This is a genomic window from Rhizobium sp. O111 (assembly GCF_055616315.1).
The window spans coordinates 3019222-3031858 of the sequence record NZ_JBSHXL010000001.1 but is presented as its reverse complement, the minus strand read 5'-3'; the positions used below and the strand labels follow the sequence as shown (position 1 = coordinate 3031858).

10 protein-coding genes and 1 pseudogene are annotated in these 12637 nt (G+C 62.7%); 8 read left to right on the top strand and 3 right to left on the bottom strand.

The genetic code is table 11. The annotated features are described in order from the left end of the window. Positions 1–18 precede the first annotated feature (18 nt). Positions 19–945, top strand: coding sequence for a phytanoyl-CoA dioxygenase family protein (locus ACVTFQ_RS15260; protein ID WP_111564934.1), 927 nt, complete (start codon positions 19–21; stop codon positions 943–945). 54 nt (positions 946–999) lie between these two features. Here ACVTFQ_RS15260 and ACVTFQ_RS15255 read toward each other — a convergent pair whose 3' ends face one another. Next, positions 1000–1764 carry a TerC family protein gene (locus ACVTFQ_RS15255; RefSeq protein ID WP_111564933.1) on the bottom strand — a complete coding sequence of 255 codons (765 nt, stop codon included), beginning with the start codon at positions 1762–1764 and terminating at the stop codon, positions 1000–1002. Positions 1765–1956: 192 nt separating this feature from the next. Next, on the bottom strand, positions 1957–2628 hold the full coding sequence (locus ACVTFQ_RS15250) for a TetR/AcrR family transcriptional regulator (RefSeq protein ID WP_111564932.1): 672 nt from the start codon (positions 2626–2628) through the stop codon (positions 1957–1959). A 154-nt stretch (positions 2629–2782) separates the two neighbouring features. Here ACVTFQ_RS15250 and ACVTFQ_RS15245 point away from each other — a divergent pair, with 154 nt between their 5' ends. From ACVTFQ_RS15245 to xylA, 7 genes and pseudogenes are all read left to right on the top strand, one after another. After that, on the top strand, positions 2783–3970 hold the full coding sequence (locus ACVTFQ_RS15245) for an HlyD family secretion protein (RefSeq protein WP_111564931.1): 1188 nt from the start codon (positions 2783–2785) through the stop codon (positions 3968–3970). A gap of 45 nt (positions 3971–4015) precedes the next feature. Continuing rightward, on the top strand, positions 4016–5611 hold the full coding sequence (locus ACVTFQ_RS15240; protein WP_111564930.1) for a DHA2 family efflux MFS transporter permease subunit: 1596 nt from the start codon (positions 4016–4018) through the stop codon (positions 5609–5611). Between the two features lie 99 nt (positions 5612–5710). Next, a complete protein-coding gene (locus ACVTFQ_RS15235; protein WP_111564929.1) occupies positions 5711–6706 on the top strand; it encodes an alpha/beta fold hydrolase in 996 nt (331 codons plus the stop codon). Positions 6707–6793: 87 nt separating this feature from the next. Then, entirely contained in the window at positions 6794–7819 is a 1026-nt protein-coding gene (locus ACVTFQ_RS15230; RefSeq protein WP_111564928.1) for a LacI family DNA-binding transcriptional regulator, read from the top strand. Between the two features lie 18 nt (positions 7820–7837). Then, complete coding sequence (xylB, locus tag ACVTFQ_RS15225) at positions 7838–9292, top strand: xylulokinase (protein ID WP_111564927.1); 1455 nt, start codon at positions 7838–7840, stop codon at positions 9290–9292. 30 nt (positions 9293–9322) lie between these two features. Further along, positions 9323–9448: pseudogene (locus tag ACVTFQ_RS15220) on the top strand (endonuclease domain-containing protein); the annotation flags it as partial. Between the two features lie 44 nt (positions 9449–9492). Then, positions 9493–10803: a xylose isomerase gene (gene xylA, locus ACVTFQ_RS15215; protein WP_047509719.1), complete on the top strand. Its 1311-nt coding sequence runs from the start codon at positions 9493–9495 to the stop codon at positions 10801–10803. Between the two features lie 82 nt (positions 10804–10885). Here the strand turns inward: xylA and ACVTFQ_RS15210 are convergent, their stop codons facing one another. Beyond that, on the bottom strand, positions 10886–12487 hold the full coding sequence (locus ACVTFQ_RS15210; RefSeq protein ID WP_470423908.1) for an inorganic phosphate transporter: 1602 nt from the start codon (positions 12485–12487) through the stop codon (positions 10886–10888). Between the last annotated feature and the right edge of the window lie 150 nt (positions 12488–12637).

Genomic DNA, 12637 nt, shown 5'->3' with positions numbered 1-12637 from the left:
GCTTGGGAGGTGATCGAAATGTCAAGTCTTGCTGTTCAATCCCGTGACGTACCCACGATCGAGCTGTTCGCCGACGGCAAGCGCCTGTCGACCGCGCCGAACCGCATGGGGAGGCTGGAGGCGACGGATCCTGGTATCGGGCTTGAAGCGATCCGCGAACGCTATGAGCGGGACGGCTATGTCTGGTTGAAGGGGTTCCTCAAACGGGATGACGTGCTAGCGTTTCGCGGATGGGTGTTTTCGCATCTGGCGCGCTCCGGGCTGATCGAGGCGGGGTCCGACCCGACGCTCGGCTTGGCGTCAAGCGCCGAGCCCGAGAAGCAGTTGGCCGATCGCATCCTGATGGCGCTGGTGCGTTCGGCGGCTTACGAGGGGTTTTGCGCGCAGCCTCGGTTGACGCGGTTCATGGACGAATTCCTTTCTGGCATCTCTTATCTGCACAAGCGCAAGATCATGCGCTTCACCCGCCCCGGCACACCGACGGCGACGCCGGCGCATTACGATCTCGTCTATCTGCGCGGCGGAACGAGCCGGATCGTCACGGCCTGGATCCCGCTCGGCGATACGCCTGTCGATATGGGAGGGCTGGTTTATCTCGAGGGCTCGCATGCGATCGGCAAGCGGATGGAGGAGGCGTTTGCGGAGAAGAGCGTTGAGTTGAGCGCGGAAGAGCGGATCAGCGCCTATAACAGGAACATGAGCGAGGGCGGCTGGGTGTCGAAGGATCTGCCAGATATGGCCGAGCGCTTCGATACGCGCTGGCTGATCGCCGATTACGAGGCGGGCGACGTGGTGCTGCACAGCCCCTACATGATCCACGCCGCGACCACCAATCGCAGCGCTGGACATCTGATCCGGCTTTCGACCGATATCCGCTACCAGAATGTCGAGGACGAGATCGATGCGCGCTGGGCGAACCATTGGACGCTCGGCGACATGCTCTGAACGATGGCTCCGATGCGAAACGGGCGCGGCCTGGTGGCCGCGCCCGTTTTGTTTTTAGTGCAAGGTTTCCTTGCTGGTGCCGCCGCGCTTTTTCTTCTTGGCGTTGCGGGCCAGCATGTTGAGCACCTCGACCAGCGCCGAGAAGGCCATGGCGGCGTAGACGTAGCCCTTGGGCACGTGGAAGCCCATGCCTTCGGCGATCAGCGTCATGCCGATCATCATCAGGAAGCCGAGCGCCAGCATGACGATGGTCGGGTTCTTCTCGATGAAGTTGGCAAGCGGGGTCGCGGCAACCAGCATGACGGTGACGGCGGCGACAACCGCGATCACCATGATCGGCAGGTGCGGCGTCATGCCGACGGCGGTGATGATGCTGTCGACGGAGAAGACCAGGTCGAGCACCAGGATCTGGCCGATGACGGCGGTGAAGCTGGCGACGACGGCAGCGGATGCTGCGTCGTTCTCGTGGTCGACCGGGTCCACCGTGTGGTGGATTTCCTTGGTGGCCTTCCAGAGCAGGAAGAGACCGCCGGCGATCAGGATCATGTCCTTCCACGAGAAGCCGTGGCCGAAGACTTCGAAGACCGGCGTCGTCAGCTTGACGATCCAGGCGACGGTGCCGAGCAGCGCCAGGCGCATGATCAGTGCCAGGCCGATGCCGAGCTTGCGGGCCTTTTCGCGGGTCTCGGGTGGAAGCTTGTTGGTGAGAATGGAAATGAAGATGAGATTGTCGATCCCGAGGACCACTTCCATCACCACCAGGGTGACGAGGGCCACCCAGGCGGCCGGGTCCTGCACGAGCATCATGATGTCTTGCATCTATGTCTATCCCTTTGCGCCACATTAGCGGTCGCTCGAATGTAATCGCGCGTCTTTGCTTGGCAAGCATGTCTTGGAAAGCGCGCAAGGGAGTATACGAAAGTCGGCGGGGTTTTATTCCGTGGCCAAGGTCGTTTAGGCGGGACCGCTCCTGTCCCGGAACGGTCCTGACCCGGGGATCTCAGGCGCAGATCAGCCCTTATTCGCGACCCCGTAGGTCGCCATGAACATGCGCACGGCGCCATTGATGACGCGCTCGGCTTCCTGTTTCGACGGCGGCTTCTCCATGCTGCCGAACAGGCGGAACTTGAAGAAGCTGCCGCTGGAGAGATCGAGGAACTGGGCGGCGGCGAGGTCGATGTCGGAAATATCGAGCTTGCCCGCCTCGACATAGCGCACGAGATAATCGCGCAAGATGGTGCGCAGGTTTTCCGGGCCGTTGAAGAAGCGCTGACAGAGCGCCGGCATGCGGTCGCGGACACCGAGCACGGTGCGCATGGCGCTGATGACCTTTTCGTCGGTCAGGTGGGCGATGAAATCCATGCCGAAATCATGCAGACCGGTTTCCACGTCCTCGCGCTCGGCAAGCGTGGTGCGCATCGCGGCAACGAAGGCGGCGCGTTCGCTCTCGATCATCGCGGCGAACAGCTCTTCCTTGTTGGCGAAGTATACGTAGAGCGTACCCTTCGAAACGCCGGCCTCGCGCGTGATGTCGTTCATGCTGGCGGCGTCGAAGCCGTACTTCATGAACGCGCGGCGGGCGCCGTCGAGAATTTGTTTGCGTTTTGCGGGATCTTCACCCGCTGCCCATCTGCCTCCTGCAGATGTCGATTCCTCCACGGACACGTCGGAAAAGTCTGTCATAGCTCCTTAACCATATTCGCACATGCGAATGTTTCGTTAACAAAATCGAACCGGGTGGTTCGATACATCTTGATATGAACGTAAAAAGGCTCTATGTCAACTAAACCGAACCGTTCAGTTCGATCAGTTTTACTCGATTTACCGGTATTCTCTCATGTCGTCTAGCCAGAACGCCAATGTCACCAGGATTGTCAGCAAGCCTGCCGAAGGTGAGGCCCAGGAAGCAGTCACCGCGGAAGCTCCGCGTACGCCGCAGACCGTGGCCGCCCCGGTCGAGACGGCACCTGAGCAGAAGAAAAAGAAGCGCAGCCCCGTGCTGCCGATCCTCGGGATCGCCCTTCTCGCGGGTGCTGCCTATTTCGGCTACCAGTGGTTCACGGTCGGCCGCTTCATGATCTCGACGGATGACGCCTATATCGAAGGCGATATCGCAACGATCTCTCCCAAGGTTACCGGCTACGTTGCCAAGGTGAACGTCGTCGCCAACCAGCAGGTCAAGGTCGGCGATACGCTGGCGACGCTCGATGACGGCGACTACAAGCTGGCGCTGGAACAGGCCCAGGCCTCGCTCGACACCGAGAAGCTGTCGCTGCAGCGCATCGACGCGCAGATCGCCGGCGGCGAGGCGAGCCTCGACCAGGCCAAGGCGCAGAAGGTTGCGCTCGATGCCACCGTTCGCGGCGCCCAGATCACCCAGACCCGCGCCAGCGAGCTGCAGGCGAAGTCGGTCGGCACCACCGCATCGCTCGACACCGCCAATATCGCGCTCGACCAGGCAAAGGCCAATCTCGTCGGCGGTGACGCCGCGATTGCATCGGCTGAAGCCAATGTGACGCTGCTGCACGCGCAGCGCCGCGAAGCCGAAGGCACGATCCGCCAGCTCGAGCTTGCCCGCGACAAGGCCGCGCGCGACCTGTCCTTCACGGTGCTGAAGGCGCCTTATGACGGCGTCGTCGGCAATCGCTCGGTTCAGGAAGGCGATCTGGTTTCGCCCGGCCAGCGCCTGATGGCGCTCGTTCCGGTCCGCCAGCTCTATATCGACGCCAACTTCAAGGAAACGCAGATCCAGCATCTGGTTCCGGGCTCCAAGGTCAATGTCCATGTCGACGCCTATGACGATCATGCGATCGTCGGCACGGTGGAATCGATTTCGCCAGCATCGGGTTCGGTGTTCTCGCTGCTGCCGCCTGAAAACGCGACGGGCAACTTCACCAAGATCATCCAGCGCGTACCGGTTCGCATCGCCCTGCCGCAGGACGCGCTCGATACGGGTCGCCTGCGCGCCGGCCTCAGCGTCGTTGTCGACGTCGACACGCGCACGGCGCCGGATGCCGCCAAGTAAGACGCCTCGGGCGTAAACTGGCCACGTAATAGACGAGGTAGGCCGATGGCCGCGAGCACAACAGCAGGATCGATGCCGGCCGCGCCGGCAGCCGCCGACACCATGGACCCCCGCAAGCTCATCGCGTTTTTCGCGATGGTGGTGGGGATGTTCATGTCCATTCTGGATATTCAGATCGTGTCGGCGTCGCTGGCCGAAATCCAGGCCGGCCTCAGCGCCGGTACGGATGAAATCGGCTGGGTGCAGACATCGTACCTGATCGCGGAAGTCATCATGATTCCGCTGTCGGGCACGCTCGCGCGCATCATCTCGACGCGCTATCTGTTCGCCTTCTCGGCGGCAGGCTTCACCGCTGCCAGCGCGCTTTGCGCCACCGCGACGAATATCGACCAGATGATCGTCTATCGTGCGATCCAGGGCTTCATCGGCGGCGGCATGATCCCGTCGGTGTTTGCCGCGGCGTTCACCATCTTCCCGCCCTCCAAGCGCAGCATCGTCTCGCCGATCATCGGCCTGATCGCGACGCTGGCGCCAACCATCGGCCCGACGGTCGGTGGTTACCTCAGCCATGCCTTCTCCTGGCACTGGCTGTTCCTCGTCAACATCATTCCCGGCATCATCGTCACGATCGTCACCTGGAACTTCATCGATTTCGACAAGCCGGAATTCTCGCTGTTCAAGAAGTTCGACTGGTGGGGCCTGGTCTCGATGGGCGTCTTCCTCGGCGCGCTGGAATATGTGCTCGAAGAGGGCAACTCGAACGACTGGTTCAACGACCGCAACATCCTTCTCGGCGCCATCGCATCTGCCATCGGCTGCGTGATCTTCTTCTACCGCGCCTTCAAGGTGGATTTCCCCGTCGTTGATCTCCGAGCCTTCAGCAACCGAAACTTCGCGGTCGGCTCGCTGTTCTCGTTCGTCATGGGTATCGGTCTTTACGGCCTGACCTATATCTACCCGCTCTATCTCGGACGCATCCGTGGCTACGATTCGCTGATGATCGGCGAGACCATGTTCGTTTCCGGTCTCGCCATGTTCTTCACCGCGCCGATCGCGGGCAAATTGTCGACGAAGATGGACCTGCGCATGATGATGGTGCTCGGCTTTGCGAGCTTCGCCGCCGGCACCTGGATCATGACCGGCGTGACCACCGATTGGGACTTCTACGAGCTCTTCATCCCGCAGATCCTGCGCGGCTTCGGCCTGATGATGTGCATGGTGCCGATCAACAATATCGCACTCGGCACGATGCCGCCGGCGCGCATGCGCGGCGCTTCGGGCCTGTTCAACCTGACGCGTAACCTCGGCGGCGCCGTCGGTCTCGCGGTCATCAACACCGTGCTGACCAATCGCCAGGACGTGCACTACCAGCGCATCCGCGAGCATCTGGACTGGGGCAACCCCGTGGCGAGCGACCAGATCAACAACATGGCGTCGAAGTTCGACACTTATGGCATGGATGGTGCGGCGGTTGCGATCAAGCAGATGGTCGGGCTGGTGACGAAGCAGGCGATGGTGATGTCGTTCAGCGATATCTTCGTCATCCTCACCGGGCTTTTCGTGGCAATGATCTTCGGCATCGTGCTGATCGACAAGCCGGCGCCGCCGCAAGGCGGTGGCGGGGGTGGTGGCGGCCACTGACGGTTCAATACAGCTTGACGAATTCTGGCGCCGGCTTGGGAAACCAAAGCCGGCGTTTTCGCGTATGTACAGCGATATCATCGGGATCGACCGCGCTTCATGTTCAAAGCTTCCGCCAGGTTCGTTGCACTCCTCACACTTATGCTGTCCGTCGCCGTGAACCATGCGTTCGCCGCCAGTCCGTCCGCCGACGAGGCACGCATCGATGTCGGCGGCTACAGGATGAACAGCCTCTATCTCAAGGCGCGGCGGCCGGATCTGCCGCCGATCGTGTTCATCCACGGCGCCAGCGCCAATCTCTACGATTCAGCCTTTTCGTTTCGCGACCTGTTGGAGGGGCGCGCCGATCTCCTGTTCGTCGATCGTCCCGGCCACGGGCGCTCGGATCGCGGCGATCAGGAAAATGCATTTCCGGACGGGCAGGCCGATGCCATCGCGGCCGTGATGACACAGCGCGGTATCAAGAAGGCGATCATCGTCAGCCATTCCTTCGGGGGCGCGGTGGCGGCGAGCTTCGCGCTCAGGCATCCCGACCGGGTGCTTGGGCTCGTCTTTCTATCGCCCGCCGTCTACCCGTGGCCGGGTGGTATTGCCTGGTATTACGATGCCGCGAAGGTGCCGGTGACAGGCGCGCTGTTCAGCGCCATTGTCGTGCCGCCGGTGGGGCTTGCGATGATCGACAGCGCCACGCGCTCGGTTTTCGCGCCCAATCCTCGGCCGCCCGGCTATATCAGGGAGACACGGGCGCTGCAGGCGCTTGGGCCGAAGGCGTTCCGCGACAATGCCATCGATGTCGCCAATCTCCTGGAATGGACGAAGCGCAATTCACAGCACTTCGGCCGCATCCATGCGCCGACGGTGATCATTTCGGGCGACACCGACAGCGTCGTCTCGCCTGATATCCACGCGCGCCATCTTGCTCGGGCCATCAAGGGCGCACGGCTGCTGATGATCCATAACATGGGCCACAAGTCGGATTACGTCGCGCGCGATGTGGCGGTGGCGGCGATCGAAAGCGTCGCGGGCAGGCCGCGTGATCTGAAGCGTGCGGCAGCCAGGCTCGAAGCAGAGATCGCGAGGGATCACGAAAAATAGCAGCCATTTCGACACGGAAAACACGTCGTCGAAAAATTTGATTTACGTACATCAAAAATGGCGCTAAAGGTCTCGTCAGGAGGAGCGATGAGACCTACGGTTCACGATATTGCCGCAGCTGCGGGCGTCAGCCTTGCGACTGTCGATCGGGTGCTGAACCAGCGCCCGGGCGTCCGGCATGTGACGCGGGAGAAGGTCGAAACCGCCATTCGCGAGATCGGTTATGTGCGCGACGTCGCCGCCGCCAATCTCGCGAAGGGGCGGACTTATTCGTTCGTGTTCATCGTTCCCGCCAGCGACAATTCCTTCATGCACGGGCTGAACGCCGAGGTGATGGCCGCGGTTGCGCGCTCGCCGGTGGAGCGCACCGATATCCGCACCGTCGAGGTTCCTGCCTTCGATCCTACGGCCCTTGCCGCGGCACTCGATACGCTGCGCAGCGAGCGTCCAGCCGGCGTGGCGCTGGTCGCGACCGATGCGCCCGAGGTCCGCGATGCGGTCGACCGGATGGTGCAGGACGGCATTCCCGTCGTCACCGTCGTGTCCGATCTCACCGGCTCGCAGCGCCATCACTATGCCGGCGTAGACAATATCGCGGCCGGGCGTACGGCGGCGCGGTTGCTCGGCCGTTTTCTCGGCGGCGCAAGCGGCGATGTTGCGGTTCTCGCCGGCTCCATGCTGGTGCGCGACCATCGCGAGCGGCTGGAGGGTTTTGTCGCCGTCATGGCCGATGAGTTTCCCGGTCTCTCCATCCTGCCCGTTATCGAGGGGCGCGACGACCCTGATATGGCGCATATGCTGGTTTCGGATGCGCTCTCCAAGCGCGATGGCATCATCGGTGTCTACAGCCTCGGCGCCGGCAATCGCGGCCTGATCCGGGCGCTGAAGGAGAAGTCCGTCGACCGGGCGCTCACCGTCATTGCGCACGAACTGACGGATCATACGCGCACGGCCCTTCTCGACGGTACGATCGACGCAATCTTGAACCAGGATGCGGGCCACGAGGTGCGCAGCGCCATCCGCGTGTTGAAGGCGAAGGCCGACGGGCTCTCGGTCATCGACGCGCAAGAGCGCATCCGTCTCGATATCTTTCTGAAAGACAATCTGCCGTAACGGCAAAGGGAGAAACACATGTATCTGGGTCTCGATCTCGGAACCTCCGGCGTCAAAGCCATGCTGATCGATGGCGATCAGAAGATCATCGGCTCGGCCAATGGTTCGCTCGACGTGTCGCGTCCGCATCACGGATGGTCGGAGCAGGAGCCGTCGCACTGGGTGCGGGCGACCGAGGAGGCGATCGCTGGGCTGAAGGCGAAGCACCCGAAGGAGCTTGCCGCCGTCAGGGGCATCGGCCTTTCCGGCCAGATGCACGGCGCAACGCTGCTCGATGCCGACGACAAGGTGCTGCGGCCCTGCATTCTCTGGAACGACACGCGCAGCTATCTCGAGGCGGCAGCACTCGATGCCGATCCGAAGTTCCGCAAGCTCACCGGCAACATCGTCTTCCCCGGCTTCACCGCGCCGAAGCTTGCCTGGGTCGCCAAGCACGAGCCGGAGATTTTCGCCAAGGTCGCCAAGGTGCTCTTGCCGAAGGATTATCTCCGCCTGTGGCTGACCGGCGAGCACATCTCCGAAATGTCGGATTCGGCCGGCACCTCCTGGCTCGACACCGGCAAGCGCAAGTGGTCGTCCGAGCTCTTGGCCGCGACCGGTCTCGATGAAAAGCATATGCCAACGCTGGTCGAAGGCACGGAAGAGGGCGGCAAGCTGCGTGGCGAGCTCGCCTCGCAATGGGGCATCACCGGTTCCGTCGTCGTTGCCGGCGGAGCGGGCGACAACGCGGCATCCGCCTGCGGCATGGGCACGGTCAGCCATGGCGCGGCCTTCGTGTCGCTCGGCACGTCGGGCGTGCTCTTCGCCGCCAACGGTTCCTATCTGCCGAAGCCGGAGAGCGCCGTTCACGCCTTCTGCCACGCGCTGCCCAACACCTGGCACCAGATGGGCGTGATCCTGTCCGCCACCGACGCGCTGAACTGGCATTCGCATGTGACGTCAAAGTCGGCGGCGGAGCTGACCGCCGAGCTCGGCGAAACGCTGAAGGCGCCGTCGGGCGTCACCTTCCTTCCCTATCTCTCCGGCGAGCGCACCCCGCACAACGACGCCGTCATCCGCGGCGCCTTCGTCGGGCTCGAGCATGAGAGCAGCCGCGTGGTGCTGACCCAGGCGGTGCTTGAAGGCGTGTCCTTTGCGATCCGCGACAATCTCGAGGCGCTGCGCTCGGCCGGCACCGATATCGCCCGCGTCACCGCCATCGGCGGCGGCTCGCGCTCGCGCTACTGGCTGGCCTCGATCGCCACAGCACTCGGCGTTCCCGTCGATCTGCCCGCCGACGGCGATTTCGGCGCCGCTTTCGGTGCCGCGCGGCTTGGTCTGATCGCGGCGACCGGGGCTGATCCGGTCGCGGTGTGCACGCCGCCGGAAACGGATGGGACGATCGAGCCGGTTGCTGCGCTGAGCGGGGCGTATGAGGAGGCTTATGGCCGGTATCGTGCGCTTTATCCGGCGATCAAGGCTTTGGCGCATTGAGGGCGATTATCGGCTTGAACTGAGTTTGTAGCCCCCTCATCCGACCCTTCGGGCCACCTTCTCCCCGCTGGGGAGAAGGGGAGGTTAGCGCAAAGGGCCGCCTCGAGTCTCTTCTCCCCAACGGGGAGAAGGTGCCGGCAGGCGGATGAGGGGGCCACGCGGAATAACGGACACTTTTTAAACCACCCAAGGAGGAAAACATGAGCACCGGATTTTTCGGCGATATCCAGAAGATCAAATACGAAGGCCCGGACAGCACCAATCCGCTGGCCTTCCGCTATTACCAGCCGGACGAGATCGTTCTCGGCAAGCGGATGGAAGACCATCTGCGTTTTGCCGTTGCCTACTGGCACACCTTCACATGGCCGGGCGGTGACCCCTTTGGTGGGCAGACGTTCCTGCGTCCTTGGTTCGAAGACACGATGAAGGCTGCGAAGCTGAAGGCTGATGTGGCTTTCGAATTCTTCTCGCTGCTCGGCGCACCCTATTATTGCTTCCACGACGCCGACGTGCGCCCCGAGGGCAAGAATTTCGCCGAAAACACCAAGAACCTCAACGAGATCGTCGACTACTTCGCCGAGAAGCAGGCCGCGACCGGCACCAAGCTGCTCTGGGGCACGGCGAACCTCTTCTCCAACCGCCGCTTCATGTCGGGTGCGGCAACCAATCCCGATCCCGATGTCTTCGCCTTCTCTGCAGCGACCGTGAAGACCTGCATGGACGCCACGATGAAGCTCGGCGGCGAGAACTACGTTCTGTGGGGCGGCCGCGAGGGCTATGAGACGCTGCTCAACACCGACCTCAAGCGCGAGCTCGACCAGATGGGCCGCTTCCTGAACCTCGTGGTCGAGTACAAGCACAAGATCGGCTTCAAGGGCCAGATCCTGATCGAGCCGAAGCCGCAGGAGCCAACCAAGCACCAGTACGACTACGACGTCGCCACCGTCTACGGCTTCCTGAAGAAGAACGGCCTCGAAAACGAAGTGAAGCTCAACATCGAGCAGGGCCACGCGATCCTCGCCGGCCATTCCTTCGAGCACGAGCTTGCGCTCGCAAACGCGCTGGGCATCTTCGGCTCTATCGACATGAACCGCAACGACTACCAGTCCGGCTGGGATACCGACCAGTTCCCGAACAACGTTCCCGAGATGGCGCTCGCCTACTACCAGGTTCTGGCAGGCGGCGGTTTCACCTCCGGCGGCACCAACTTCGACGCCAAGCTGCGCCGCCAGTCGCTCGATCCGGCCGACCTCCTGATCGGTCACATCGGCGGCATGGATTGTTGCGCCCGTGGTCTGAAGGCTGCCGCCAAGATGATCGAGGACAAGGCGCTGTCGCAGCCGCTCGCCAACCGCTATGCCGGCTGGGATTCGGCCGAAAGCCAGAAGATGCTGCGCGGCGAATATTCGCTCGAGCAGATCACAGCCCGCGTCGAGAGCCAGGACATCAACCCGCAGCCGAAGTCCGGCCAGCAGGAACTGCTCGAAAACGTCGTCAACCGCTACGTCTGATAGTCGGCGGATTGCTGAAACAAAAAAAGGCCGGGGAGCATTGGCTTCCCGGCTTTTTCAATTGCGCTTGTCAGCTCAGGCCTCAGAACACCTGGCGCAGGATAATGAAGAGCACGAAGGCGATGGCGATCGAGGCGGGCAGCGTCAGGACCCAGGCCATCAGCATGTTGCGCACCGTCGACCATTGCAGGCCGGAGCCGTTCGCCGCCATCGTGCCGGCAACGCCCGACGAGAGCACGTGCGTGGTCGAAACCGGTAGGCCGAGATGGTCGGCGGCGCCGATGGTGACCATGGCGACGACTTCGGCGGCTGCCCCCTGGCCATAGGTCAGGTGGGTCTTGCCGATCTTTTCGCCGACGGTGATGACGATGCGCTTCCAGCCGACCATGGTGCCGAGGCCGAGTGCGATGGCGACGGCGATCTTGACCCAGAGCGGGATGAACTTGGTCGCGTTGTCGACCGCCTTGTGATAGGCGCTCACCGCCTGCAGATCGGCCGGCTCCATGGCGAGCAGTTTCTGCTTGTCGATCAGCTTCAGGGCCTCGCCGATCAGGTAGATGTCGTTGCGGACGTTGCTGACCAGATGCGTCGGTACGGCTTCGAGCGTCGGGAAGGCAGCGACTTCGGCGCTCGTGGCGTGGATGAACTGCTGGAGCGCCGGCGGCGTGGCGTCGGTCCAGACCTTGTTCTTCACGGCATTGCTGACCTCGACGCGGAAATCGCCGGCGGCAGCACCCGGCTTCACATATTTGCCGAGCGCGGTTTCCACCTGGGCGGACGCGCTCTTGTAGGCTTCGAGATAGTTGACGTCAGGGGTGCGGTTCAGCGCGAAGGCGGTGGGGACGAGGCCGATCAGGATCAGCATGATCAAGCCCATGCCCTTCTGGCCGTCGTTCGATCCATGGGCGAAGCTGACGCCGGTGCAGGTGAAGATCAAAAGGCCGCGGATCCAGAGCGGCGGCGGGTTGTTGCCCTTCGGCTCCTCGTAGAGCGCCTTATTGCGCACCAGCACCTTCATGACCAGAAGCAAGACGGCCGAGAGGCCGAAGCCGATCAGCGGCGAGATCAGCAGCGACAGGCCGATATTGGTCGCCTGCGACCAGTCGACACCGCTGGTGGCGCTACCCGCCGGCGCCAAAAACTGGTTGGCGAGACCGACGCCGATGATCGAGCCGACAAGCGTGTGCGAGCTCGACGACGGCAGGCCGAGATACCAGGTGCCGAGGTTCCAGAGGATGGCGGCGATCAAGAGCGCGAAGACCATGGCGAGGCCGGAGCCGGAGCCGACCTGCAGGATGAGCTCGACCGGAAGCAGCGCCAGGATGCCGAAGGCGACCGCGCCGCTCGACATCATGACGCCGAGGAAATTGAAGAAGCCCGACCAGATGACGGCGAGTTCGGCCGGCATGGAGCGGGTGTAGATGACGGTTGCGACGGCGTTGGCGGTGTCGTGGAAGCCGTTGACGAACTCGAAGCCGAGCGCGATCAGGAGCGCCAGGCCGAGCATGATCCAGGGAACAGCGGCAACGCTGGTGAGGTCGCGCCCGAGCGCGTAACCGACATAGCCGAGACCGGCGACAAGCAGCAGGATGATCGCCGGAAGGAACCACTTTTTCGAAGCCGACCCGTGCAGCGGGTGGTTCTCGTGATCCCGGTGGATAGTCTCGTTGGTGATGTCAGCCATCTCAGTTCCTCTCTCAGAAGCCGTCCCTTCGAGTTATGCCTGCTGCGTGAACCTCTCATGACAATCGTCAATTCCATGTGCCGGCATGGCACGCGATGTCGCACTGCGGTTGACCGCGATCTCGGCTCTATTGCGAACAGAAATCAGCAT